The sequence below is a fragment of the Stenotrophomonas sp. BIGb0135 genome, from assembly GCF_024810105.1.
GTDB classification, from domain to species: Bacteria; Pseudomonadota; Gammaproteobacteria; order Xanthomonadales; family Xanthomonadaceae; genus Stenotrophomonas; species Stenotrophomonas maltophilia_AB.
On record NZ_JANUDX010000007.1, the window covers coordinates 163,230 to 189,225 of the forward strand.

Sequence of the window (25,996 nt, forward strand, 5' to 3'; positions counted from 1 at the left end):
GATGGACGACCCGCACATGACCCTCGCACCGGTGGCCCGCCGCCGCCATACCACCAAGGCCTTCGACCCCACCCGCACGCTGCCGCCGGCGGTGCTGGATGACCTGCTGGACGTGCTGCACCACGCGCCCTCGTCGGTGAACGCGCAGCCGTGGCATTTCCTGGTGGCCGGCAGCGCCGAGGCACGCGCGCGCATCGCCCGCGCCACCCAGCCCGGCCAGCCCTACAACACCGCCAAGATCACCGATGCCTCGCACGTGATCGTATTCGCCACCCGCACCGCCATCGATGACGCGTACCTGGCCCAGGTGATCGACCAGGAAAGCGCCGATGGCCGCTACCCCACCCCGGAGGCCCGCGAAGGCCAGCGCGGCGCGCTGCACCATTACGTGGACCTGCACCGGCACACGCTGGGCGATGTGCAGCACTGGATGCAGAAGCAGACCTACCTGGCGCTGGGCACGCTGCTGCTGGCCGCCGGCGTGCATGGGGTGGACGCCACGCCGATGGAAGGCTTCGATGCGCAGGCACTGGATGCCGAACTGGGCCTGGGCGAGCGCGGCCTGACCAGCGTGGTGCTGGTGGCGCTGGGCTACGGCAGCGCGGCCAATTTCAATGCGGGCCTGCCCAAGTCGCGGCTGCCGCGCGACCAGGTGTTCACCCGGCTCTGAAGGCGCTCAGGGCACGCCGTTGTCCACGTGCAGGGCGAAGCCCGCACGGGGACGCAGGCGCGCGAACCACGCATCCACGCAGGGCAGCACCGGCTTGTCGCCCGGCGTCATGCGCCAGCGCTGGGTGGACAGGCCGAGCACGATGTCGGCCAGGCTGAAGCGTTCGCCGGCCACGTGGGCGCCGGTCTGCGCCAACTGCCGGTCCAGCACGCCCATCAAGCGGTTCCAGTGCGCCTGGCTGGCCGCGGCCGCCGCATCATCCTGGTAGTCCGGGTGCCGGCGCACGCCGGCCATGAACGCATAGCGCCAGGCGCTGTTGAGATCGGTGGCCTGCCAGTCCATCCACTGTTCCACCCGCGCGCGTTCCCGCGGCGCCTGCGGCAGGAGGTCGGCCCGCTCCGCGCGGGCCGCCAGGTAGCGGCAGATGCTGTTGGACTCCCACAGCACGAAGTCGCCATCGCACAGCACCGGCACCTGCGCGTTGGGGTTGAGCCTGCGCAGGCGGGCATCGGCGGCCGCGTCGGCCGATGCCCCGGCCGCGTCGTGCCGATACTCCAGCCCCAGCTCGGCAAGCACCCACAGAACCTTGCGCACGTTGATCGAGGTGGGCTTTCCGTACAACTCCAGCATGTACCCGTCCGGCGCAGCCAATGAGACCGGCTCAGCCTACACTTGTGCACATGCAAACCGAATTCCTGATCCTTGGCGGCCTTGTCTGTGCCGTCCTCGTCCTGCAGCTGGTGGTCCTGCTGCGGCGTTCCCAGCAAGGTGGCCTGGAGCAGGCCCTGCGCGATGAAGCGCGGGTGGGGCGCGGTGAACTGCGCGAGCAGCTCGAAGGCCTGGGCCGGCAGCAGGACGCGCGCTTGGAGAGCTTCGCGCGCGCGCTGACCGACCTGTCCACCCGCACCGACCAGCGCCTGGACCTGCTGCGCGACGCGCTCGGCGATGATGCGCGCAAGGCGCGCGAAGAAAGCGCGCAGGCCCAGCAGCGCACCGGCGAACTGCTGGCCCAGCGCCTGCACGACATGCGCGCGCAGCTTGAAGTGTTCGGCCAGCAGCAGCAGGCGCGCATCGAGGCGTTTGGCCAGCAGCTGGTGGAGCTCACCACCCGCACCGATGGCCATATGGCCGCGCTGCGCCAGGCCCTGGCCGACGACGCACGCAAGGGCCGCGAGGAAACCGCGCAGTCGCAGCAGCGCCTGGCCGAATCGCTCGGCCTGCGCCTGCAGGAGCTGACCCAGCGCAACGAGGCCCGCATCGGCGAGATGCGCGCCACGCTGGAGCAGCAGCTCAAGAGCCTGCAGACCGACAACGCCGAGAAGCTCGACCAGATGCGGGTCACTGTGGACGAAAAGCTGCAGACCACGCTGGAAGCACGCCTCGGCGCTTCGTTCCAACTGGTCTCCGATCGCCTGGAGCAGGTGCAGCGCGGGCTCGGCGAGATGCAGCAGCTGGCCACCGGGGTGGGCGACCTCAAGCGCGTGCTGACCAACGTCAAGAACCGCGGCAGCTGGGGCGAAGTGCAGCTGGACAACATCCTCGAGCAGACCCTCACTCAGGAACAGTACGCGCGCGGGGTGAAAGTGCGCCCGGACAGCGGGGAGATGGTCGACATCGCCGTGCGCCTGCCCGGGCGCGGCCACGACGACACGCCGGTGTGGCTGCCGATCGACTCCAAGTTCCCGCGCGAAGACTACGAACGCCTGCTCGATGCCCAGGAGCAGGGCGACGCCGATGGCGTGCGCGTGCAGGGCGCGCAGCTGGAACGCGCGATCCGCATCCAGGCCAAGTCGATCTGCGACAAGTACATCGTGCCGCCGCACACCACCGACTTCGCGGTGATGTTCCTGCCCACCGAAGGCCTGTACGCCGAAGTGATCCGCCGCCCCGGCCTGGTCGACCTGCTGCAGCGCGAACATCGCGTGGTGGTGGCCGGGCCGACCACCGTCACCGCGTTGCTCAACAGCCTGCAGATGGGCTTCCGCACGCTGGCCATCGAACAGCGCTCCAGTGAAGTGTGGAGCCTGCTGGGCGCGGTCAAGAGCGAGTTCGGCAAGTTTGCCGGCATCCTGGAAAAAGCCGAGAAACAGATCAGCACGGTCGGCCGCAGCCTGGGCGAAGCCAGCCGCAAGACGCGCACGATCGAGCGCCGCCTGCGCGGCGTGGAGTCGCTGACCGCCGAACAGACCCAGGACCTGCTGGAAGACGCCACGGGCGAGGACGAGGACGGCGGCATGGACGAGGGCAGCGCCGCACAGGACTGACACCTGGCGTACATGCAACGCATGCACGTGATCGCGCATGCTGTGCCCCTGTCGATCGTTCGAGGAAGTACCGCATGCGCCTGACCCTGTTGTTGTCCCTGCTGCTGGCCGTGGCCGGCTGCGCCAGCACCACCCCGCCGGTTGCCCCCGTGCCTGCCGATGGCGCCGTGACCGCGCCCACCGACGCGGCCGCCTGCCGGCAGGCCGGCGGTGAACTCGCGCCGCTGGGCCGCCTGCAGCGCGTGCAGTGCGTGGTGCCCTACGCCGATGCCGGCAAGGCGTGCAGCGCCAAGGCCGACTGCACCGGCCAGTGCCTGGCCCAGGGCGAGATCGCCCCGGGTGCCAAGGCGCGTGGCACCTGCCAGGCCGACATCCGCCAGAACTTCGGCTGCCGCCAGCGCATCGATGGCGGCGTGGCCCTGGGCACGATCTGCGTCGATTGATTCTTTCCAGCCACGGGTCCGCCCGTGGCACCTACGTCCCAACCCAAGGAAGCTGCAGTGAGCCAGACCGTTTACGAGATCCCCGTCACCACCATCGAAGGCCAGCCGTCCTCGCTGGCCGACTATCGCGGCAAGGTGCTGCTGGTGGTCAACGTCGCCTCCAAGTGCGGCCTGACCCCGCAGTACGAAGGCCTGCAGAAGCTGTACGCCGACAAGCACGACGCCGGCCTGGAAGTATTGGGCTTCCCGGCCAACAACTTCCTGGCCCAGGAGCCGGGCAGCGAAGCGGACATCCAGCAGTTCTGCCAGCTGGAATACAACGTCAGCTTCCCGCTGTTTGCCAAGATCAGCGTGGCCGGCGATGACGTGCACCCGCTGTACCAGCAGCTGACCGCCGCCCAGCCGGCCGCCACCGGCGAAGGCCCGATGCGCGAAAAGCTGCAGGGCGCGGTGGCCAAGTACCCCGAGCTGGTGGTCAACCCGGCGCCGGGCGTGTTGTGGAACTTCGAGAAGTTCCTGATCGGCCGCGACGGCCAGGTCATCGCGCGCTTCGCCCCGGACGTGCCGGCGGACGACGCGCGGCTGGTGGCGGCGATCGACGCGGCGCTGGCGGCCTGATCCAGGCGCCGTGCATCGCGTGGCGCTTGTGCGCGCCACGCGATGCGGCGAGGATGACGCACGCCGCTATGCCTGCGGTGCGCACCCGGGGAAGGGGACATGGAGTTGTTGACGCTGGAACACTTTGTCGGCTGCGTGAACGAGACGTTCGCCGCCGAGTTCGATGGCATGCAGATGGAGTTCGTGCTGGTCGAGGCGCGGCCGCTGCAGCAGACGCATGCGAATACAGCGCGCGCGCCGTTCTCGCTGTTGTTCCGCAATGCCGCGGCGATCGTGTTCCCGCAGCAGATCTACCCGATGCGCCACGCGAGGATGGGTGAGGTTGGCATCTTCCTGGTGCCCATCGCGCAGGAACGTGCCGGGTTCCTCTACCAGGCCGTGTTCAACTGAGGGGACGGTGCGTGGGCTCCCAGCGCATGGGCAGGTAAAGCTCGCCGGTCGTCGCCGCCGCGCTGGCGACAAACCCCATCCGCTGGTACAAGCGCAACGCAGCGTGGTTGTGCTGCATCACGTGCAGCCGCAGCGCGCGACCTCGCGCCGCACAGGCCTGTTGCTGGCAACCGATCACCGCCGTGCCGGTACCGGTGCCGCGCGAAGACGGCAACAGGCTGATGTCCACGATGAGATCCTCCTCGCCGTCTTCATCGACATAGAAGCGCCCCACCGGCTGGCCCTCGCGCAGGATCGCCAGGTAATGCGCGCGCGGGTGGTGGGCCAGATAGTGCTGGTGCTGGGCCACTAACTGCTGCGACAGGAACTGCCGCTTGGCAGCGTCCGGCCAGGGCACCGACCGGAGTTCCTCCTCGCGCGTGCTCGCATACAGCGGCACCAGCCAGGGCAGGTCATCGTCGCGCAGCGCGCGCCATTGCCATCCGGTGCCGTCGGCGACCCCGGCCAGCGCCGGGCGCCGCTCCGGAGGGAACGGCGCCAGCGTCGCGGGCAACATCAGTCGAACGCAGGGTAATCGCCCTGCAGGGCAATGCAGAAGTTCACCGCCAGGTAGGGCTGCTGGTTGTCGTGTGGCTGGTTGCCACCGCTGCTGGGGAGCAGCATGGACGGGGACAGCGGCGTATCCGGCGTCGCATTGCTGAAGGGCTTGACGGCGTTGGACCCGGGCTGGGAAAGACCGCCACCGGCCACCGGCACGCCGCTGCGCTTGCTGGTGTCGGTCTGGGCGAACGCGGTCAGCGTGTGCTGATGGGCGGGCATTTCCAATGTGCTCAACGCCACCTGGGAGACGCCGAACGTGCCGCCGATCAAGCGGGGGGTCAGGCCGTTGCCGGTGCCCGTCCCTCCGGCAGCGCGGGCGCTGAAATTGGGCAGCTGGAAGGTGCTGGTACCGTTGCCGCCGTACTGGATGCCGAGCAGCGAAAACAGGGTGGTATTCTGCTGGATCGCCAGCGTAGCGCCGTTGCAGAACGCCCACCCGTTCGGGGCGAAGTTGAAGCCGAACGGCTGGATCTGTCCGATGTAAGGTTCGGTCATGTCGGTTCTCTGCGCGTAACGAAGGAAGGGTCAGGACTGCGAGGGGAAGACGCCGGCCCAGGCGATGCAGTACTGCACCGTCAGGGTGGGCATGCAGTTCTCGTGCGCCTGGTTGCCACCACTGCTGGTCACGGCCAACGCCTCCATCGCCAGTGGGGTCGCCCCGTTGGTGTCGGTGACATAGAAGGTCTCGCCACTGACGGCGCCCGGCAATGCGGTGGCGGCAGGCGTCTCCAGGGTGGCTGCCGCGGTGCTGACCGACAGTGCATGGGTGTGGGCCGGCATCTGTGGCAGGGTCAGCGTGACCGTCTCGGACCCGGACATCATGCCGGGCAGGCGATTGCTCAGCCCCGGGCCCTGGCCCATGTGCAGCGGCACGCGGCCGCGCAGGTCCGGCACGCCGAAGGTGCTTTGGCCGTCACCGCCGTAGGTCGTGCCGAGCAACATGAAGAGCACGTCGTAGTCTGCGATCGATACCACTGCGCCGTTGCAGGCAAGCCATCCACTGGGAACGCGGTTGAATCCGAACATCCGGATTTCGCCGATGAAAGGTACGCTCATCTGATCATGCTCCTTGTGAGTAACGCATGGCCGGCCACGGCCGGCCCCGTGATCAACCGCGGGAGGGGAAGATTCCCTGCAGCGCGATGCAGAAGTTGAGCGTGGTGTAGGGCTGCATGTTCGGATGGGCCTGGGTGCTGCCTGCCGGGGCGACCGACGACGGTGCCTGTGCAACCAGGGCGCCGCCCTGGGCTGCGTACAGCTTGGCCGTGCCGCCGCCGGCGAACGTGCGCCCGGTGGGGTTGCGGTTGTCGCCCGCGGCGGCAACGCCCACCACCTGGTGGCCATGCGCGGGCAACTGCGTGGGCAACAGGGTCACGTTCTCGGTCCCGGCCCGCTGGCCGATCTGCAGGGTCGGTGGCTGCCATGTCGCATCGACCGAGGGCGCATACGCGACGGGTGTGCGCCCGCGCAGGTCGGGCAGGGCGAAGTTGGTGACGCCATCGCCGCCGTACTGCGTGCCCAACAGCGAAAACAAGGCCTGGTTCTGGTTGATGGGCAGCAATTGCCCGTTGCATTGCGCGAAATACCTGGGTGCAAAATTGAACCCGGCCATCATGATCTGGCCGACGAAGAATTCGCTCATCTGATCCCCCTTGGATGCTGAGCGCGGCGCCGGACTGGCGCGCAACTACTCTGAACGCCATTCAGGCTGTTCACAAGTCCCGCCGCCGCGCCCCTTTCCTCGCCACGGGGACTCTGTTCCAATGGCGCCAAAGGGGGGAGGCGTGGAATGCCTGCCGCTGGCGACGTCAGGGAACGACGGGAGCATCATGCTCCCGGGGCAGCCGGCACGGGACGCGCACCTCGATGGTGTTCTGCATCCAGGTGGATTCTTTCCAAGGGGGAAAGGTCATGGCATTCCGTACCCGATACGCGCGTACCGCGCGTGTTTTCTCGACCCTGTTCGTCCTGTTCTGCGCCGCGCTGTGGTCCACCGCCGCGTGGGCCGCGCACACCTCGCTGATCTGTCCGGCCCAGTCGGCGACCGTCGGCAATGGCGGCACGGTGGCGATCAACGTCTCTGCCTGCGCCAATCCGGTCGCCCTGGCCGGCGAGGGCCCCGTGGACGGTCCGCAGTTGCCGCAGCACGGCACCGCCAACCTGCGCATCACCGGCGGCAACTGGTTCGTCGATTATGGTCACGGCGGCGACACCGCCACCAGTGATGTCTTCGAATTCTCCGACACCGATGGCGACACCGTCCGCGTCACGGTCACCATCACCCCGGCCAACTCCACGATCGTGGTCGCACCGGCCGCGCTCACCCTGACCGCCGGCACGGCGGTATCGCAGACGCTCAGCGCCAGCGGCGGCACCGCGCCGTACACCTTCACGCTGCAAGCCGGTACCCCACCGCCTGGCATTACCCTCAACGCCGGAGTGATCAGCGGCACGCCCACCCAGCGCGGTGCGTACACCTTCACCGTACGCGCCACCGATGCCACCACGGCCACCGCCGACAAGACCTACAGCGGCACCGTGCAGAACCCCAGCCTGAGCCTCACCCCGGCGGCGGCCACGGCCATCCAGGGCGTACCGTTCTCGCAGACGCTGGCCACCACCGGTGGCGTTGCGCCCTATACCTACGCGATGGAAGCCAGCAGCCTTCCCGCCGGTTTGACGCTCAATGCAGGCGTGATCAGCGGTACCACCGCCGTGGCCCCCGGCGCCTATCCGGTCACCATCCGCGTCACCGACAGCAGCACCGGCACCGGCAGCTATTTCGAGGTGGAGAACTTCACCCTGACCGTGAGCGCGGCGCCCAGCGTCAGCATCGCCGTGGCGCCGGCCAGCGTCAGCGAGGACGGGGCGACCAACCTGGTCTACACCGTCACCCGCAGCCTCAACCTGTCCTCGCCGACCGTGGTCAACCTGACCACCGGCGGCACCGCGACCAGTGGCGTGGATTACACCGGCGGCGTGGCGACGGTGAGCATTCCCTCGGGCGCGACCACCGCAACGGTCACGATCAACCCGACCGCCGATGCCACCGTGGAGGCCAATGAAACGGTGATCCTCACCGTCGCAGCGGGCAGCGGCTACACCGTCGGGGCCCCGGCCAGCGCCACCGGCACGATCCTCAACGACGACGTGCCGAGCGCGTCGATCACCGTGGCCCCGTCCTCGGTCAACGAAGACAGCGGCACCCCGCTGGTCTACACCGTCACCCTGGACCAGCCGAGCCTGGTGCCGCTGTCGGTCGCCTACACCGTGGGCGGTACGGCCACCAGCGGCACCGACTACGCGGCGGTGTCCTCGCCGCTGTCGATCGCGGCCGGGGCCACCACCGGCACGATCACCGTCACGCCCACCGCCGACAGCAGCGTGGAAGCCAATGAGACCGTGGTGCTGACGCTGGCTGCAGGCACCGGCTATGCCGTCGGTGCACCGGCCAGCGCTACCGGCACGATCCTGGATGACGACCAGCCGGCGTTGAGCATCAGTGACGTCAGCCTCAATGAGGGCGACAGCGGCACCACCGCCTTCACCTTCACCGTGTCGCTCAACGCGGCGGCGGGCCCGGGCGGGGTCAGCTTCGACATCGCCACGGCCAATGGCACCGCCACCGCCGGCAGCGACTATGTCGCCCAGGCGCTGACCGGGCAGAGCATTGCGGCCGGCAGCAGCAGCGCGACCTTCACCGTGCTGGTCAACGGCGACACGTTGCACGAGCCCAATGAAACCTTCTTTGCCACCGTCAGCAACGTCACCGGTGCCACCGTCGCCGACGGCCAGGGCACGGGCACGATCGTCAACGACGACGCCGTGCCCTCGCTGTCCATCAACGACACCACGGTGACCGAAGGCAACAGCGGTACGGTCACGGCCACGTTGACGGTGACGTTGTCGGCGGTGAGCGGGCAGACGGTCACCGTCAACTACGCCACCGCCAATGCCAGCGCCGTCGCGCCCACCGACTACATCGGCGCCAGCGGGACGCTGACCTTCGCACCCGGCGCGACCACCCAGACCATCGCGGTCACCGTCAACGGCGATACCACGCCGGAGGCCGACGAGACCTTCGCGATCAACCTGACCGCCCCCACCAATGCCACGCTCGCCAATGCGCAGGGCATCGTGACCGTGCTCAACGATGACCAGCCGGTCACCGTCGCGCCGACGGTGCTGCCGTCCCCGGCGATCGCCGTTGCCTACAGCCAGACCATCGTCGCCAGCGGCGGCAGTGGCAGCTACACCTATGCCGTCACCACCGGCTCGCTGCCGCCTGGCCTGACCCTGAGCGCGGGTGGCGTGCTGGCCGGTACGCCCACCGCGGGCGGCTCCTACCCCTTCACCGTGACCGCGACCGATACCAGTGCAGCGCCGGGTCCTTACACCGGCGTGCAGACCTATGTGCTCACCGTGGGCGCGCCCACGCTGGTGCTGCCCGGTGGAGCCCTGCCGGGGGCGACCCTCGCCCAGCCGTATACCGCCACCGTCGGCCCGGCCAGCGGCGGCACCGCGCCGTACGCCTACACGGTCACGGCCGGCAGCGTGCCGCAGGGATTGAGCATGGCGGCCAACGGTGTCTTCAGCGGCACGCCGACCGCGTTGGGCACGTTCAACTTCACCGTGACCGCCACCGACAGCAGCACCGGCGTGGGTGCGCCGTATTCGATCGGCACCCCGATGTCGATCACGGTGGCCGACGGCCTGCCGGTGGCCGGCAACGTCAGCACCGCGGTGGCCTACGGTGCGCCCGCCGCGCCGGTGGCGCTCGCGCTGTCGGGCGGGGCGGCCAGTTCGGTGGCGATCGGTACCGCCCCGTTGCACGGCACCGCCACGGTGACCGGCCCGACCGCGATCAGCTACCAGCCGGCAGCGGGCTTCGCCGGCAGTGACAGCTTCACCTACACCGCCAGCAACGGCACCGGTACCTCCACGCCGGCCACGGTCACCGTGACGGTGGGCAACCCGACCATCACCGTCAGCGCCAACAGCGTGTTTTCGGCCGTGGCCGGCGCGCCTTACAGCCAGACCTTCACCTGGTCCGGTGGTGCGGCCCCTTATAGCGGCTACCAGGTGACCAACCTGCCGGCCGGCCTGTCGATCACCGCCAGCACCGCCGACAGCGTCACCGTCAGCGGAACCCCGACGCAGGCCGGCAGCTTCAACCTGGTGGCGTCGGCCACCGACAGCAGCACCGGCACCGGCCCGTTCACCGCCGGCCAGGGCTTTACCCTGAGCGTGGCCAGCCCGACCCTGGTCGTGGCCCCGCCGACCCTGCCGTCGGCCACGGCCGGCACCGCCTACCAGCAGGCATTCACCACCAGCGGGGGCGTGGCGCCCTACAGCTACGTGTTGACCGGCGCGCTGCCCAGCGGCGTGGCCTTCGACGCCGGCACCGGCGTGCTGTCCGGCACCCCGACCCAGTCGGGCAGCTTCGCGCTGACCCTCACCGTGACCGACAGCACCACCGGCACCCCGGCCAGCGTGGTGCAGAACTACACCCTGCAGGTGGCGACCCCGGCACTGACGCTGACCCCCGCCGCTGGCGCCCTGACCCCGACCACGGCGGGCAGTGCGTACCAGGTGGCCTTCGCTGCCGGCGGCGGCGTGGCGCCGTACACCTTCGCCGTCACCACCGGCACCCTGCCGGCAGGCCTGGCGTTGGATGCCGCCACCGGTCGCCTGTCGGGAACGCCCACCGCAGTGGGCACGGTGGCCTTCAGCGTGACCGCCACCGACAGCACCCGCGGCACCCCGGCCGCCGTGACCCAGGCCTACACGCTCAGCGTGGCCGCGCCGGTGCTGACGCTGACCCCGGCTACCCTGCCGGCCGGGTTGTTCGCCAACGCCTACCAGCAGCAGCTCTCCACCAGCGGTGGCACCGCGCCGTATACCTACGCGGTCACCACCGGCGCGCTGCCCGGCGGCCTGGCGCTGGCCGCGTCGGGTGCGCTGACCGGCACGCCTACCGCGGCCGGTGCGTTCGCCTTCACTGTCACCGCCACCGATGCACTGGGCTTCACCGGCACCCGCGATTACACCGTGCAGGTCACCCAGCGCCCGGACCCGACCCGCGACCCGGAAGTGCGCGGGCTGCTGTCGGCGCAGGCCGACGCCGCGCGGCGCTTTGCCACCTCGCAGATCGAGAACTTCCAGCAGCGCATGCAGCGCTTGCACGGGGCGAGCCGCAGCAACGGTTTCAGCAACAATCTGGGCCTGGCCTACGGGCCGCAGCGGTGCGATCCGGCCGTGGGCAGCCTGCCCGGCAGTGACTGCGACGCCCAGCGCCGCCAGCCGTTCGATCGGGAGCCGGGGCTGGATGCACCGGCCGCGGCCGGGACGGGCGCGCAGGCACCGCTCGGCCTGTGGGTGGGCGGTACGATCCGCACCGGCCGGACCAACGGGCGCGGCAGCGCCGGCGGTGACTTCAATACCGATGGCGTGACCCTGGGCAGCGACCTGCAGGTGGGCGAGGACCTGGCCCTGGGCGTCGGCCTGGGCTACGGTCGCGACCGCACCGATGTGGGCGAGAACGGCAGCCGCAGCGACGGCCAGGCCTTCACCCTGGCGGTGTACGGCAGCTACAGCCCGGGCCAGCACCTGTTCGTGGATGCGCTGCTGGGCCACCAGTTGCTGGACTACGATCTGCGCCGCTACGTGACCAGCGACGGCAGCTTCGTGCATGCCCGCCGCGATGGCAGCCAGTGGTTCGGTTCGCTGTCCGTCGGTGCCGACCTGGTGCGTGGCAGCTGGCAGTTCACCCCGTATGCGCGACTGGATGCGTCGCGCGGCACGCTCGACCGCTATGTCGAGCAGGGCAGCGACCTGTTCGCCCTGCGCTACGGCGACCAGGACGTGGACACCAGCACCGGTAACGCGGGCCTGCGCATCGAGTCGCGCAAGACCGCGGCCTGGGGCGCCTGGACGCCGCAGCTGCGGGTGGAATACCAGCACGACTTCAGCGGCAGTGGCACCGCCACGATGCAGTACGCCGATCTGGTCGGTGTGCCGTTCTACCGGACCTCGCTGGATGGCTTCGACCGCAATCGCTGGATGCTGGGCGCGGGGGTGATGTTCGACTTCGGTCGCGACTGGGGTCTGCGCGTGGACTACCGCGGGTTGGTGGGCAGCGGTGAAGACCGCGACCACGGCGTGCAGATCAGCCTGGACAAGCAGCTGTAAGCGGTACGCGCCACCGGTTGCCGGTGGCGCGATGCCGGGGGGCACGAAGTTCTTCTCGCTGCGTGTGGCAAACACCTCGCGCGCTCGGAGTTTTTCTTGCGCGGCGGTCGGTGGGTCGGTCGCTGGGTCCCCATGCCCTTGGAGGCGAAATAAAGGAGGAGGCCGCGCAGCGGCCGGGGGACATTCGCCGGAAAGGGTCTGGGGACCCAGCGACCGACCCACCGACCAGCGCAACAAAAGCCTGGCGTCCATCTGCGTGCCGCGAGCCGAGCCCCTTAGCGGCCGGTAGGCTCCTGGGCAAAACAAAGGAGGAGGCCGCCAGGCCGGGGGACACTACGCCAGGGGCTACCGGTTGCTAAGGGGCCCTCACCCTCGCGACAGACCCGATCGAAGACGCAACCCGATCCAACACGGCGCCCGAACTGCCCGACCGCACGCGCAGAGCCGTGCTCAATCACGCCCGTTGCAACAAGACGCGCCCTGCATTGGAAGGGGAACCAAAAAAAACCCCGCCAAGGCGGGGTTTTTGTCAGCTTCCTGCGAGCACCTGCCCACCCGTCGGTGAGTACGCCCGGGCTCAGTTGCTCCAGTTCGGCATCGGCATCGCATCGACCGGGATCGGTGCGGTGTCGTCGGCATCCTTGCCGCGCGCATGCTTGCCGCGCAGGTCGTTCTCGATCTGGTAGTTGCGGCGCTGCAGCCAGGCATCGCGGGTGAGCGCGTACTCGTCCACCGCGCTGTCGCGGATGTCATCCAGCGCCATCAGCTGCGAGCGCATGTCCACCAGCTGCAGGCCCTGCAGGCCGATGCGCAGCCGGTCCTGCTCGATCGTACGGATCGGCGACAGCGGGATGTCGCCGGCCAGGCCGAACACATCGCGCACGGTACGCGGGCCGAAGAACGGCAGTTCCACGTAACGCGAGCCGCGCCAGCCCCAGGCACCCAGGGTCTGGCCGAAGTCCTCACTGCGACGCGGCACCATCGCCTTGCTGGCCGGGTCGAACAGGCCGCCCACGCCCAGCGTGGAGTTCATCAGGAACCGGCCCAGGCTGTCCCAGGCATCGCCAGGGCGACCCTGCAGCAGCTGGTTGGTGATGGTCACCGGCGCACGCAGGTTGCTGAAGAAGTTGGTCACCCCGGTACGCGCGAAGCGCGGCACCACGTGGGTGTAGGCAGTGGCCAGCGGGCGGGCGACGGCACGGTCGACCACGTTGTTGAAGCTGTGCACCTTGCGGTTGAACGGTTCCCACGGATCGTAGGCAGGACGGCCGGGTTCGCTGCCGGTGGCACCGGGCGCGGGGCCACCGTACAACGCGGCGAAGTCGTCTTCGGCATCGGTCGGCGCCGACTCGCCAGCGGCCTGCGCCACCGGCGCGGCAGTGCCGTCGGTGGCCACGGCCGCGGCGGGTGCCGCCGCGCCGTCATCGACCGGGGGCACGGTGGCGGCGGGCGCGTCCTCGACCGGGGTCGAGGCGTCCACCGCAACGCTGGCCGGGGCGGCTTCACGCGCGGGTTTGCCGGCGCAGGCGGTGAGCGCCAGGGCCAGCACGAGGAAGGGGAGGGTGCGTATGACGTTCATGTCAGCTCGCCGCAGTAGAGGCATTGAAATCCAGGGAGGGCGCCAACCGGTAGGCCGCGCCGAGTTCGTTGAAGCCGGCGGGGGCGCCGTTGAAACGGGGGTCGCTGCCCTGCGCACGCAGCCGCGCGGCCAGCTCGGCCAGCAGCGCCAGGCCGGCACTGTCCACCCGCGGTACCGCGGTCAGGTCCAGCACCTGCACGCCGCTGCTGGCCTGCAGCGCCGGCCACAGCGCGGTCACCGCCGCGCGGTCGAGCACCCCGCTGAAGACCAGCGCGGTGTCCTGCCGGCTGACGCTGGCCGGGTTACTTGCCACTCGGGGCGGCCTGCATGCTGCCGTTGCGCAGCTCGGCGGCCACCTGCTGAATCGACTTCTGGCGCAGCGGGGCGTCGAACTGGGTCTTGAAGGTCTGCACGTAGGAGATGCCTTCGATGGCGACATCGAAGATCTTCCACTGGCCGTTGACGTTGCGCATCAGGTAATCGACCGGGGTTGCTTCGCTGCCGGCGCGCACCAGTTCGGTGGACACCTTGACGCCGCGGTTGCCCGGCAGCGGGGCTTCGGACTTCAGGCGGAAGCTGGGCTTGCCCTGGATGTCCAGCAGCGCCGAACCGTAGCGCTGCATCAGGTTGTCGGCCATGGCGTCGGCGAACAGCTTCACATCGGCGTCGGAAGCTCCGCGGCCGTGCACGCCCAGCACCAGGCGGGCGGCGTAGTCGCGGTCGAAGGTCTTGGTCAGCTCACCGTTGATGAAGCTGCGCAGCGCGGCCGGGTTGCTGCGGAACTCGCCGCGACGCTGCTGCAGCGTGGACAGGATGCGGGTGCTGGCATCCAGCACGACCGTGCCGGCCTGGCCCTGCGAGGCACTGGTGGCGGCCGGTGCGGCCTGGGCGAAGCTGAGCGAAGGGACGCTGGCGAGCAGGGCCGAGGCCAGCAGGACCGGGATCAGTTTGGTTTTCATTAGTGGGCTTCCGTAGCCGGTGCTTCCGCACCGGGAGCATCCTGGGGAGCGGCGCCGCCGGCGTTGGCCGGGCCACTGAACATGTACTTGCCGACCAGCTGCAGCAGATCCACCGCCGGCTGGGTGAACACGATCTCGTCGCCGGACTTGAGCACGTCCGGATCACCGCCGGGCTGTAGTCCGATATAGCTCTCGCCGAGCAAACCGCTGGTGAATATGCCCGCGGAGGTGTCGGCCGGCAGGTCCTTGAACTTGCCGTCCAGCGTCAGGGTGACGATGGAGTCGAACTTGGTCGGGTCCAGCTCGATGCTGGAGACCTGGCCGACCACCACGCCGCCGATCTTGACCGGGGCCTGCTTGCGCAGCTGCCCGATCTGGGTGAAGCGCGCCTTCAGCTCATAGCCGTCGCCGCCCAGGCCCCACCGTTGGTTGGTGGAAGCCATGGCGAGCACCAGCAGCGAGGCCAGCGCCAGCAGCAGGAAGGCGCCGACGGAAAATTCGAGTCTGGGACCGCGGATGGCCATGGGGTTATCTCACTGTTCTTTGTCAGGTGCCCGGACAGGTGCCCGGGCGGGGAGTCGTTGCGAACCGATGGCGTGCACCGGCCTGCGCCAGGCGGTTACCGGAACATCATGGCCGACAGCACGAAGTTGAACATCAGCACCAGCAGCGAGGCGTTGACCACCGCGCGGGTGGTTGCCACCGAGGTGCCCTCGATGGTGGGTTCGGCGTGGAAACCCACGTACGACGCCACCAGTGCCGCGGTACCACCGAAAATGGCCGACTTCAGCATCGCCACGCCGAAATCGTCCCAGAAATCCACGCTGTTGCTCAGCGCCGACCAGAACACGCCGTTGTCCAGCCCCAGCACGTGCACGGCTTCGAAGTAACTGGCGCTGATCGCCAGCGAGCAGAAGATGCCGGTCAGCAGTGGCACGGTCAGCACCGCCGCCCAGAAGCGCGGCGCGACGACCTTGGCGACCGGGTCGATGGCCATCAGCTCCAGTGCCTTGATCTGGTCGGTGGCGCGCATCAGGCCCAGTTCGGCGGCGATCGAGCTGCCGGCCCGGCCGATGAACAGCAGCGCGGTCAGCACCGGGGCCAGTTCGCGGTACAGCGACAGGCCGAGCAGGGTGGACAGCGCGTCGGCCGCACCGAAGGTGGTCAGCGTGCGGTAGCCCTGCAGGGTCAGCACCAGGCCGACGAACGCGCCGCCGACGGCGATGATCGGCAGCGAGCGCGCGCCCACCTTGTAGATCTCGCGGGTGAGCTCGGCCAGGAAGTCGGCGGTGGGCAGCGAGCCGCGCAGCACCGTCAACGAGAACAGGCCGGCGCGGCCCAGCGAGCGGGTGGCGTCAACGAACGGCATCAGGCAACCCTCGCGCGCGGCGCGGCATCGAACGGAATCGGGCCATCCGGCTGGCCATGCAGGAACTGCCGCAGCAGCGGGTCCTGGCTGGATTCCAGCGCGGCCGGGCTGCCCTGGAAGACCACCCCGCCATTGGCGATCGCAATCACCTGGTCGCAGATCGGCAGGGTCTCGTGCACGTGGTGGCTGACGATGATGCTGGTCAGGCCCAGGCTGTGGTTGAGACGCTGGATTAGGCTCATGATCACCCCCGAGGCGATCGGGTCCAGCCCGGTCAGCGGCTCGTCGTAGATCATCAGCGGCGGGTCCAGGGCCAGCGCGCGGGCCAGCGCCACGCGCCGCGCCATGCCGCCGGACAGCTCGCGCGGCCAGGCATCGGCGGCGGCCAGCAGGCCCACCGCGTGCAGCTTCATCTGTACCAGCCGGCGCAGCACCGGCGCCGGCAGGCGGGTATGGGTGCGCAGCGGCAGCGCGACATTCTCGGCCACGGTCAGGTCGGTGAGCAGGCCATTGCCCTGCAGCAGCACGCCCACGCTCTTGCGCATCTCCAGCAGCGCGCTGCTGCCGGTGGGGATCGGCTTGCCGAACAGGGTGACCTGGCCGGCGACCGGGCGCAGTTCGCCGGTGAGCGCGGCCAGCAGCGTGGACTTGCCGCTGCCCGACGGGCCCAGCACGGCGGTGATGCTGCCGCGCGGCACCTGCAGCGAAACGTCGCGCAGGATGCTGCGACCGCCGCGATCGATGCGCACGTTGGTCAACTGCACCAGAGGTTCTTCGGAAGCCGTCATGGACGCCATTAACAAAATTCCAACGTTGTAAGATCGTGGTGAACGGCTGAACATAACCGAACTGGACCGTGCAGTATTGTCGCACGTCGCCAACCGCCGGCCTGCGGCGCCGCTCGCAACACACCGTGTCGAGCGCCGACATGCCTGCCCTGCGCAGCCACCCCCGGTGCCTGGCCGCCCTCGTGATCGACCGCCCGCTGCGGCACACTGGCGCGATGACCGATGCTGCATCCGACTTCCGCCTGTACCACTCCAACTCCCTCGACGTGCTGGCCGCCCTGCTCGCCAGCGCCGTGCGCACGCCCGTGCCGGGCCAGTCGATCCTGGTCCCGGAGGTGGTGCTGATCCCGCAGGTGGCGATGCGGCGCTGGCTGCAGTCCAGCTTGGCGGTCGAGTATGGCATTGCGGCCAACCTGGACTTCCTCACCCCCGGCGAGTTCGTCGCGCGGGCGCTCAATGCCAACGTGCCCGGCGAGCATGACGACCTCACCGCCGCCGCCCTGCGCTGGAAGCTGTATGCGGCACTGACCGACCCGAACCTGCTGGCGCAGGCGCCGATGCGCGCGCTGCAGGCCTACCTGTCCGTGGCCGATCCGCTCAAGCCGTGGGCGTTGGCGGGCGAGCTGGCGGCGGTCTTCGAGAAGTACCAGGCCTGGCGCCGCGACTGGCTGCTGCGCTGGGAGGCCGGCGCCGACGCGCACGACCCACAGGCGATCCTGTGGCGGCACATCGCCAGCGGCCACCAGTACCGGGCACGCCGCATCGATGCCTACCTGTCGCGTTTCGAAGGTGCCGGCCAGCCGCTGCCCCAGGGCCTGCCGGCGCGGGTATTCGCCTTCGCCACGCTCAACATCTCCCCGGACGTGCTGCGGGTGATGGCCACCCAGGCGCGGGTGGGCACGCTGCATTTCTACCTGCCCACGCCCACCCAGGCCTACTGGGGCGACCTGCAGACCCTGGGCGAAAAGCTGCGCAGCGGTGCGCCGGACCCGTTCGGCGAGGCGGCGGGCGAGAACCGCCTGCTGCAGGCCTGGGGCGCGGCCGGCCGCGACTTCATGGCGGTGCTGGGCAGCTACGAAGTGGTGCACCCCTCCGGCGAGATCGCCGCCTACGACGATCCCGAAGACGATGTGCGCCCGGACATGGCCCACGGCGGGCTCGCCGACAGCCTGTTGCACCGCCTGCAGCGCGATCTGTTCCACCGCCGCGGGCAACCCGCCGGTGCGCGCCGCGACAGCCTGCGGCGCGACGATCCCAGCCTGCAGGTGCATGCCTGCCACACCCGCCTGCGCGAACTGCAGGTGCTGCACGACCAGCTGCGCGGCCTGCTCCAGGACCCGCGCTTCGATCCACCGCTGCAGGCGCGCGAGATCGCGGTGCTGGCCCCGGACATCGACCCGTACGTGCCCTACCTGGAAGCGGTGTTCGGCGGCCGCAGCGGTGGCGATGAACACATTCCCTATGCGCTGGCCGACACCAGCCCGCTGGCCGGCGAGCCGCTGGCCGACGTGTTCGTGCACCTGCTCGGCCTGCCGGTGTCGCGCTTCGGCCTGAACGAAGTGCTCGACCTGCTGGCCAGCGCGCCACTGGCCGATGCGGCCGGGCTGGACGCAGCGGCCTTCGACCGCCTGCACGACTGGCTGCAGGCCGCCGGCGCGCGCTGGGGGCTGGATGCCCAGCATCGCCAGCAGCACCAGGCGCCGCGCGATGACGCGTTCACCTGGCAGTTCGCGCTGGACCGCCTGCTGCTCGGCCATGCCAGCGGCGGCGAGGGTGACATCGCCGGGGTGGCGCCGTGGCCGGAACTGGAGGGCAGCGCGCTGGAGGCGCTGGACCGCCTGCTCGCGCTGCTGCGGGTGCTGGCCCGCTACCAGCAGGCGCTGGGCAAGGCATTGCCGCCGGCGCAGTGGCGCACCCGCCTGCTGGGCATGCTGGATGCGCTGTTGCCCGAACCGCCGCAGGCGGCCAACAGCCAGCGCGCGCTGGAGCGCCTGCGCAAGTTGATCAACGAATTCGCGCGCGACGCGGCGCAGGCCGGTTTCGCCGGCGACGTGGCGCCGGAGGTGGTGCGCGCGCATTTCGCCGGGGTGCTGGCCGAAGCCGACACCCGCGCGCCGCTGCTCACCGGCGGCATCAGCTTCGGGCGCATGGTGCCGATGCGGCTGCTGCCGTTCCGGGTGATCTGCGTGCTGGGCCTGAACGATGGCGACTTCCCGCGCCGCGATCCGGCCGCCGGGCTCAACCAGCTCACCGCCGAACTGGGCACCGACAAGCGCCGGCATGGCGACCGTTCGCTGCGCGAGGATGATCGTTTCCTGTTCCTGCAGCTGTTCGCGTCGGCGCAGGACGTGTTCTACCTGAGCTATCTCGGCGCCGATCCACGCGACGGCAGCGTGCGTGAGCCGTCGGTGCTGGTCAGCGAATTGATCGACGCGGCGGCGGCCTATCACCAGGTGCCGGCCGATGCGGCCCGGCAACTGACCGTGCGGCATTCGCTGCAGCCGTTCGCCCCGGCGGCCTTTGGCGGCGGCGACGAACCACGGCGCTTCAGCTACCGCCAGCAATGGCACCCGGCCGCCGGCTCGCTGGGCGGGCAACGACGCGCGCTGGCGGCGTGGTTCGATGCGCCGCTGCCGGTCCCGGAGACGCTGCTGGACGAGGCCGAACTGAGCCTGGATGCGCTGCGCCGCTTCCTCACCGACCCGGCCAGCCAGTTTCTTTCGCAGCGTCTCGGCCTGCGCCTGCCCGAGGATCTTGGCGATGCCGATGACGTGGAGCCGTTGGTGATGGCCACGCGCGGCAGCGACACCCTGTTGCTGCAGCAGGCGGTGATCCAGGCCACCCTCGAGGACGACGCCACGCCGCTGTATCCGCGCCTGCGCGCCCGCGCCCTGCTGCCGTCCGGTGCCCTGGGCGAGCGCCAGTTCGAGGTACTGCAGGCACAGACCCGCCCGTATGCGCAGGCGCTGGCGCAGTGGCAGGCCGGCACCCGCGCCGACAGCCGCCGCTACGAGGTGGAGATCGACGGGGTGCGCCTGCATGGCCGGGTCGAGGGCGTGCATCCACAGGGGCTGGTGCGGTTGCGCCCCGGCCAGCTCAATGCCCGCGCGGCGATCCGCCACGGGCTGGACTGGCTGCTGGCCAACGCGGCCGGGGATGCGCTGCCGCTGGTGCAGTTCCACGATGCCGGCGACAACCGCCTGGGCCCACACGAACGCGCGCCGCTGGGCAGTGCGCAGGCCCGGCAGGTACTGCGCCGGCTGCTGCAGCTGCGCCACGAAGGGCTGCGTGCCCCGTTGCTGTATGCGCCGTCCACCGGCTGGGCGCTGTACACCGCCGCGGAGGCCAAGCGCGACGCGGAGGGGCGCGCGAAGTGGTACGGCAGCGACCGCAGCTGGGGCGAATCCAGCGGCGCTGCCTACCAGTTGGCGCTGCGCGGGCGCGATCCGTTCGCCACCTCGGACACCTATCAACAGCTCCTGCACAACAGCCTGGTGGTGTTCACCGCGGTGTGCGAAGGCCGCGTCTTCGCCGGCCTGGAACCACAAGGCCTCGCACGATGAACACACCCGACCTGCTGGATGACCCCTACCTGGCGCTGCCGCTGGAGGGCGTGCGCCTGATCGAGGCCAGCGCCGGCACCGGCAAGACCTTCACCTTGGCCACGCTGTTCACCCGCCTGGTGGTGGAAAAGGGGATGCGCATCGGCCAGATCCTGGCGGTGACCTTCACCGACGCGGCCACCCAGGAACTGCGCAAGCGCATCCGCGAGCGGTTGGCGCTGGCCGCGCAGCTGGTTGAACGCGCACCCGGCGAGGACGACAGCCCGGAGGTGGCGCTGACCCGGTTGATCCTGCAACGGCAGCTCGGGTTGGGCGAGGAACGCCCGGCCGCGCTGGCACGCCGCCTGCAGACCGCCGCCGATGAAATCGACCTGGCCTCGATCTTCACCATCCACGGCTTCTGCACCCGCGTGCTGCGCGAGCACGCGCTGGAGAGCGGGCATACGTTCGATCCGCCGACCCTGCTGCCCAGCGAACGCGCGCTGCACGATGAACTGGCCGCCGACCTGTGGCGCGTGTATGCCAACGATGCGGCCACCGTGGATGCGCTGACCCGGTTGTGGTCCTCGCCGGAGGCGCTGGCCGCCGATATGGGCACGCTCATCAAGCCACTGCCGCTGTTGCCGGCGATACCCGCCGGGCTCGAGCACGACCCACGCCCGGCACACGCCCAGGCCGCGCACCAGCTCGCCGCGGCCTACCGCGACCATGGCGAGGCCTTCATGGGCGAGCTCTGCGCGGCGGTGGAGAACAAGGTGCTCAACGGCAACAGCTACAAGCTGGCCTGGCTGGAGCCGTTGGCGGTGCAGCTGCATCGCTGGGCCGGTGCCGCGGACCCGGACACGCCGCTGGAGGCCGACGTGGAGCGGCTGCGCCGGCTGGGCGTGGAGGAACTGGCCGCGCGCACCAACAAGGCGCACGCCGGCAAGGCGCCGCAGTCGCCGCTGCAGCACGCGCTGGCGGTGTACGTGGCGGCCGCCGATACGCTGGCGCAGTGGCAACGCGGGCAGGCCATCGCGTTCCTGCACGCGCTGCGCGACGAGGCCCGGACGCGACTGGACGAACTGAAGCGGATCGGCCGCGTGCAGACCTATGACGACCTGATCGATGGCGTTGCCGATGCGCTGGAGGGACCGCACCGCGCGGTGCTGGTGCAGCAGTTGCGCGCGCAGTACGCGATCGCGCTGGTGGATGAGTTCCAGGACACCGACGATCGCCAGTGGGGCATCTTCCAGCGCGTGTTCGGCGATTCGCCGGAAACCCGCGCGGCCGGCCTGGCCCCGGCGCTGTTCCTGATCGGGGACCCCAAGCAGGCCATCTACGGTTTCCGCGGTGGCGACATCCACACCTATCTCAAGGCCAAGCACCAGGCCGATGCGGCGCCCCCGCTGGACCGCAACTTCCGCTCGCGCCCGGCGGTGCTGCAGGCCATCCAGGCGCTGTACGCCAACGCCGGCGCCGACGCCTTCCTCGAGGCGGACATCGGTTTCGAGCCTGTGCAGCCGGGCAGCACGCGCGTGGACGCCGATTTCCTGCGCGATGGGGTGCCCGCGCCCGGCTTGACCGTGCGCGTGCTGCACAACCCCGACGGCGGCGCACTCAAGGCCGATCCGTCCCGCGCCCAGGCCGGCGATGCCTGCGTGGCCGCCATCCACCAGCTGCTCAGCGAAGCCCGCCAGGGCCGTACGCTGTTGCGCGGGCAACCGGTGCAGCCGGGCGACATCGCCGTGCTGGTGCGCTCGCACCGCGAGGCCACGCGCATCCAGCAGGCGCTCAGCGCGGTGGGTATCCCGGCCGTGGCCGCCGGCAAGCAGAGCCTGTATGCCACCGCAGAGGCGCACGACCTGCGCCTGCTGCTGCTGGCCCTGCTGCAGCCGGCCGACGAAGGCCGCCTGCGCGCAGCGCTGTCCACGGTGCTGCTGGGCGAGGATGCGGCGGCCATCGATGCGATGGAGCGCGAAGGCGATGCGCAGCGCAGTTTCCAGATCCGCCTGCTGCTGTGGCGCGAGCGCTGGCAGCGCGGCGGGCCGTTCGCGGTGATCGCCGACCTGTGTGCCGAGCATGCCGAGCGCCTGCTGGGCCTGCTCGATGGCGAGCGCCGGCTGACCAACTACCTGCAGCTGGGGGAACTGCTGCAACAGGCCGCCGCGCAGACGCTGGGCATGCACGGCCTGCTGGACTGGCTGCAGGTGCAGATGGCGCACGCCGACCAGGACGACGAGCAGCAGCTGCTGCGGCTGGAGTCGGATGCACGCCGCGTGCAGATCATCACCCTGCACAAGAGCAAGGGCCTGGAGTATCCGCTGGTGTTCCTGCCGTTCGTGGGCATCGGCGGCCAGGGCCCCAACACCGACGCCCATTGCACGGTGTATGCCCACGGCCGCCGCGAGCTGCACTGGAAGATGGACAAGGACCCCGCCTGGGACGAGGCCAGCACGCGCAACACGCAGGAGCAGCAGGCCGAAGACGCGCGCCTGCTCTACGTGGGCCTGACCCGCGCCGAGCACGCGCTGTGGATCGCCGCGGGCGACCTGGCCGGGCTGGCGAAGACCCGTTTGGCGCCCATGCTGGCCGACCTGGAGGCGCTGCGTGCGCACCCGGCAGTCGCCGTGGTCGACACGCCGCTGGAGCCGCGCCCGCCGCAACTGGCGGTCGAGCGCGACGGCGAACTGCCGCCGGTCCGCGCGCTCACCCGGCGCATCCCGCACGACTGGTGGGTGTACAGCTTCACCCAGCTGGCGCATGCCGACGCCGGCCACGATACCGACGCGGCGGCCACCGAAGTCCCCGCGCCGGCGGCCGACGAACCGGCCGGGGTGGACCTCAGCCTGGAGGCGGATCCGGCGGTGCCGGTGAGCGAAGAGGAGATCGACCCGCGCTTCATGGGCAGCCGCTTCGGCAACGTGCTGCACGATGCGCTGGAGAACACCGACTTCGCGTGCTGGGCAGGCTGGCAGCCGGGACAACCGGCGCCGGAGGAACAGGCGCAGGTGCTGCGCACCTCGCTGGCCGAGGAGGGCTACCCGGATGAGGACCTGGAGGATGGCGTGGCCGTGCTCACCGCCCTGGTCGGGCAGACCCTGACCGTGCCATTGCCCGAAGGCGGCGCACTGCACGCGCTGCCGCCGACCGCGCGCCGGGCCGAGATCGAATTCCACTTTGCGATGCAGCCCACCGCGGTGCCGCAGCTGCTGGAGCTGCTGCACGCCTACGGCCTGGTCGGCGACCGCCGCGGCTTTGGTACGCGGCGCAAGCTGGAAGGCCTGATGACCGGCAAGATCGACCTCACCTACTGCAGCGGCGAGCGCTGGTACGTGCTCGACTACAAGTCCAACCGCCTGCCGGGCTACGACCCGGCGCGGCTGGAGAGCGCCATGCGGCACAGCGAGTACGACCTGCAGGCGCTCATTTATACCGTTGCGCTGCACCGCTGGCTGCGCTTCCGGCTGGGGGCCGGCTACGACTACGCGCGCGACATGGGCGGGATCCGCTACCTGTTCTGCCGTGGCCTGGATGCAACGCGGCAGGACAGCCCCGGGCTGTACAGCCAGCGCTTCGATCCCGCCCTGGTCGACGCCATGGATGCGCTGTTCGCCGGCGGCGAACACGCCCAGGCCCGCATGGCTGCACGCGCACGGGGGGAGGCATGAGCCTGCTTGCCGCGCTGAAACAGCGCAACGCCCTGCGTACCCTCGACCACGCGCTGGCGCTGAGCCTGCGCCGGCTGCGGCCGGACACGCCCGAGGCGGTGCTGGCCGCCGCCGCACTGGCCTCGCTGGCGGTGTCCCAGGGCCACGCCGGGCTGGACCCGTGCCAGCCGCAACGCCTGGTCGAAGGCGACGCCGACTGGCCCGCACCGGCGGACTGGCTGGCGCAGCTGCGTGCGTCACCGTGGGTGGACGTGCCCGACAGCTGCACCGCGCCGGCTGCCGATGCACCGCTGGTGCTGGAGAACGGCCTGCTCTACCTGCGCCGTTACCGCGAATACGAGCGCCGCCTGGCCGAAGGCCTGCAGCGCATCGCCAGCCAGCCACTGCCCGCGGCCGACCCGGATGCATTGGCGGCATTGTTCGCGCAGCTGTTCCCGCAAGCCCGCGAAGGCATCGACCACCAGGCCCGTGCCGCTGCCGTGGCGCTGCGTCACCCACTGGTGCTGGTCACCGGTGGCCCCGGCACCGGCAAGACCACCACCATCGCGCGGCTGCTGGTGCTGCTGGCCGCGCAGGCGGCACAGGCCGATACGCCGTTGCCCCGGGTGGCGCTGGCCGCCCCCACCGGCCGCGCCGCCGAACGCATGGCCGAAAGCCTGCGCCTGGCCGTGCAACGGCTGCGCCTGCTCGGCATTGCGCCGGCCCTGTGCGACGCCATGCCCACCACCGGAACCACCCTGCACCGGCTGCTGGGGGTGATTCCCGATGCGCCGCGCTTCCGCCATCACGGCGACAACCCGCTGCCGTTCGAGGTGGTGGTGGTGGACGAAGCGTCGATGATCGACCTGCCGCTGATGACCAAACTGGTCGAGGCGATCGCCTCGGGCACCCGGCTGGTGTTGCTGGGCGACCCGGACCAGCTGCCGTCGGTGGAGGCTGGCGACGTGCTCAGCGCGGTCCTGCGCGCCAGCGGCGACGGCCTGGGCACCCGCGCCGATGACGCGCAGGCACTGCGCACGCTGTTGGCCCCCGCCAGCCTGCAGCCCGTGGCCGCGGCGACCCGGTTCGACGGCCGGCGCGTGCAGTTGCAGCGCGGCTACCGGCAGACCGATGCGCTGGACCTGGCACCGCTGGCGCATGCGGTGCGCCACGGCGACGCCGATACCGCCCTGGCGTTGCTGCGGGGTGGCACGCTGGCAGGCGTGCACTTCCACGAGGACCAGAGCGACCCGCTGCAGCAGCACCGCGCGCCGCTGCTCGCGCACTGGCGCGGGTTGGGCGAGGCCGCCGATCCGGGCCAGGCCCTGGCCAACGCAGGGCGCATCCGCCTGCTCACCGCCGTGCGCGAAGGGCCGCAGGGCGCACGCGGACTCAACGCGCGCATCGAAGCATTGCTGGCCGGCGTGCCGCGCCCGGGCATGGCGCCGGGCTATTTCCACGGCCGGCTGTTGCTGGTCACCGAAAACAGCTACCGCCACCGCCTGTTCAACGGGGATATCGGCATCTGCCTGGCCGACCGCCACGGCGCGGTGACGGCCTGGTTCCCCGGCGATACGCCGGACCAGCCGCGGGGCTTCCATCCCGGTGCGCTGCCCGCGCATGAAAGCGCGTTCGCGATGACCGTGCACAAGGCCCAGGGCTCGGAATTCGACACGGTCTGGTTGCAGTTGCCGCGCCGCGACAACCGGGTGCTGTCGCGCGAGCTGGTGTACACCGGCATGACCCGGGCCCGCCAGTCGCTGCATGTACTGGGCAGCGCCGAGGTGATCGGCGCGGCCCTGAAGCGGCACGCCAGCCGGTTGTCCGGGCTGGCGGCGCGATTGGGCGAAGACACCGGCGAGGCCGGCGAGGCCGCGCCGGACGCTGCCCCGGCGGCGCCGGCCCCGGCCCAGGGCCAGCTGTTCTAGCCCCG

General features: G+C 70.4%; 20 protein-coding genes. 9 read left to right on the plus strand and 11 right to left on the minus strand.

The window, feature by feature from the left end; translation table 11 throughout:
- Nucleotides 1-16: 16 nt before the first annotated feature.
- Nucleotides 17-670, plus strand: coding sequence for an oxygen-insensitive NAD(P)H nitroreductase (gene nfsB, locus M2421_RS14920; protein ID WP_259208095.1), 654 nt, complete (start codon nucleotides 17-19; stop codon nucleotides 668-670).
- Between the two features lie 6 nt (nucleotides 671-676).
- Here the strand turns inward: nfsB and M2421_RS14925 are convergent, their stop codons facing one another.
- Nucleotides 677-1,300, minus strand: coding sequence for a glutathione S-transferase N-terminal domain-containing protein (locus M2421_RS14925; protein ID WP_259208097.1), 624 nt, complete (start codon nucleotides 1,298-1,300; stop codon nucleotides 677-679).
- 50 nt (nucleotides 1,301-1,350) lie between these two features.
- Between M2421_RS14925 and rmuC the strand changes: the two genes are divergently transcribed.
- The 4 genes from rmuC (at nucleotide 1,351) to M2421_RS14945 (ending at nucleotide 4,385) form a co-directional block, all read left to right on the plus strand.
- Nucleotides 1,351-2,934, plus strand: a complete 1,584-nt coding sequence (rmuC, locus tag M2421_RS14930) for a DNA recombination protein RmuC (protein WP_259208098.1) — start codon at nucleotides 1,351-1,353, stop codon at nucleotides 2,932-2,934.
- A 74-nt stretch (nucleotides 2,935-3,008) separates the two neighbouring features.
- A complete protein-coding gene (locus M2421_RS14935) occupies nucleotides 3,009-3,377 on the plus strand; it encodes a hypothetical protein (protein WP_259208100.1) in 369 nt (122 codons plus the stop codon).
- 57 nt (nucleotides 3,378-3,434) lie between these two features.
- On the plus strand, nucleotides 3,435-3,995 hold the full coding sequence (locus M2421_RS14940; protein WP_259208102.1) for a glutathione peroxidase: 561 nt from the start codon (nucleotides 3,435-3,437) through the stop codon (nucleotides 3,993-3,995).
- A 99-nt stretch (nucleotides 3,996-4,094) separates the two neighbouring features.
- A complete protein-coding gene (locus M2421_RS14945; RefSeq protein ID WP_259208104.1) occupies nucleotides 4,095-4,385 on the plus strand; it encodes a hypothetical protein in 291 nt (96 codons plus the stop codon).
- On the opposite strand, the gene M2421_RS14950 is transcribed toward M2421_RS14945, so the two are convergent.
- The 4 genes from M2421_RS14950 to M2421_RS14965 are packed head-to-tail and all read right to left on the minus strand — an operon-like array spanning nucleotide 4,378 to nucleotide 6,627.
- Nucleotides 4,378-4,941, minus strand: coding sequence for a GNAT family N-acetyltransferase (locus M2421_RS14950; RefSeq protein ID WP_259208105.1), 564 nt, complete (start codon nucleotides 4,939-4,941; stop codon nucleotides 4,378-4,380). The two genes, M2421_RS14945 and M2421_RS14950, sit on opposite strands and share 8 nt — an antisense overlap.
- Nucleotides 4,941-5,480, minus strand: coding sequence for a tail fiber protein (locus M2421_RS14955; protein ID WP_259208107.1), 540 nt, complete (start codon nucleotides 5,478-5,480; stop codon nucleotides 4,941-4,943). Before M2421_RS14955 ends, M2421_RS14950 begins: the two co-directional genes overlap by 1 nt.
- Nucleotides 5,481-5,510: 30 nt before the next feature.
- A complete protein-coding gene (locus M2421_RS14960) occupies nucleotides 5,511-6,041 on the minus strand; it encodes a tail fiber protein (RefSeq protein WP_259208108.1) in 531 nt (176 codons plus the stop codon).
- A 52-nt stretch (nucleotides 6,042-6,093) separates the two neighbouring features.
- The gene (locus M2421_RS14965; RefSeq protein WP_259208110.1) at nucleotides 6,094-6,627 is read right to left on the minus strand and encodes a tail fiber protein; all 534 of its coding nucleotides are present in this window, start codon (nucleotides 6,625-6,627) and stop codon (nucleotides 6,094-6,096) included.
- A 269-nt stretch (nucleotides 6,628-6,896) separates the two neighbouring features.
- Between M2421_RS14965 and M2421_RS14970 the strand changes: the two genes are divergently transcribed.
- On the plus strand, nucleotides 6,897-12,176 hold the full coding sequence (locus M2421_RS14970) for a putative Ig domain-containing protein (RefSeq protein ID WP_259208112.1): 5,280 nt from the start codon (nucleotides 6,897-6,899) through the stop codon (nucleotides 12,174-12,176).
- Between the two features lie 577 nt (nucleotides 12,177-12,753).
- On the opposite strand, the gene M2421_RS14975 is transcribed toward M2421_RS14970, so the two are convergent.
- The 6 genes from M2421_RS14975 to M2421_RS15000 all read right to left on the minus strand — a co-directional run bounded on the left by M2421_RS14975 (nucleotide 12,754) and on the right by M2421_RS15000 (nucleotide 16,871).
- Entirely contained in the window at nucleotides 12,754-13,755 is a 1,002-nt protein-coding gene (locus M2421_RS14975; RefSeq protein ID WP_259208114.1) for an MlaA family lipoprotein, read from the minus strand.
- A 1-nt stretch (nucleotide 13,756) separates the two neighbouring features.
- On the minus strand, nucleotides 13,757-14,068 hold the full coding sequence (locus tag M2421_RS14980) for an STAS domain-containing protein (protein ID WP_259208116.1): 312 nt from the start codon (nucleotides 14,066-14,068) through the stop codon (nucleotides 13,757-13,759).
- The gene (locus M2421_RS14985) at nucleotides 14,058-14,714 is read right to left on the minus strand and encodes an ABC transporter substrate-binding protein (protein WP_259208119.1); all 657 of its coding nucleotides are present in this window, start codon (nucleotides 14,712-14,714) and stop codon (nucleotides 14,058-14,060) included. The genes M2421_RS14980 and M2421_RS14985 overlap by 11 nt, the downstream gene beginning before the upstream one ends.
- The gene (mlaD, locus tag M2421_RS14990; RefSeq protein WP_259208120.1) at nucleotides 14,714-15,238 is read right to left on the minus strand and encodes an outer membrane lipid asymmetry maintenance protein MlaD; all 525 of its coding nucleotides are present in this window, start codon (nucleotides 15,236-15,238) and stop codon (nucleotides 14,714-14,716) included. Before mlaD ends, M2421_RS14985 begins: the two co-directional genes overlap by 1 nt.
- Nucleotides 15,239-15,333: 95 nt before the next feature.
- Complete coding sequence (locus tag M2421_RS14995) at nucleotides 15,334-16,083, minus strand: MlaE family lipid ABC transporter permease subunit (protein WP_259208123.1); 750 nt, start codon at nucleotides 16,081-16,083, stop codon at nucleotides 15,334-15,336.
- Nucleotides 16,083-16,871 (minus strand): ATP-binding cassette domain-containing protein, encoded by a 789-nt coding sequence (locus M2421_RS15000; protein WP_259208125.1) that lies wholly within the window; start codon nucleotides 16,869-16,871, stop codon nucleotides 16,083-16,085. The genes M2421_RS14995 and M2421_RS15000 overlap by 1 nt, the downstream gene beginning before the upstream one ends.
- Before the next feature lie 215 nt (nucleotides 16,872-17,086).
- On the opposite strand from M2421_RS15000, the gene recC reads away from it, so the two are divergent.
- From recC to recD, 3 genes are read left to right on the plus strand one after another with little or no spacing between them, the layout of a single operon-like run.
- Nucleotides 17,087-20,434 (plus strand): exodeoxyribonuclease V subunit gamma, encoded by a 3,348-nt coding sequence (recC, locus tag M2421_RS15005; protein ID WP_259208127.1) that lies wholly within the window; start codon nucleotides 17,087-17,089, stop codon nucleotides 20,432-20,434.
- On the plus strand, nucleotides 20,431-24,084 hold the full coding sequence (gene recB, locus M2421_RS15010) for an exodeoxyribonuclease V subunit beta (protein ID WP_259208129.1): 3,654 nt from the start codon (nucleotides 20,431-20,433) through the stop codon (nucleotides 24,082-24,084). The genes recC and recB overlap by 4 nt, the downstream gene beginning before the upstream one ends.
- Nucleotides 24,081-25,991 (plus strand): exodeoxyribonuclease V subunit alpha, encoded by a 1,911-nt coding sequence (recD, locus tag M2421_RS15015; protein WP_259208130.1) that lies wholly within the window; start codon nucleotides 24,081-24,083, stop codon nucleotides 25,989-25,991. Before recB ends, recD begins: the two co-directional genes overlap by 4 nt.
- Nucleotides 25,992-25,996: the final 5 nt, after the last annotated feature.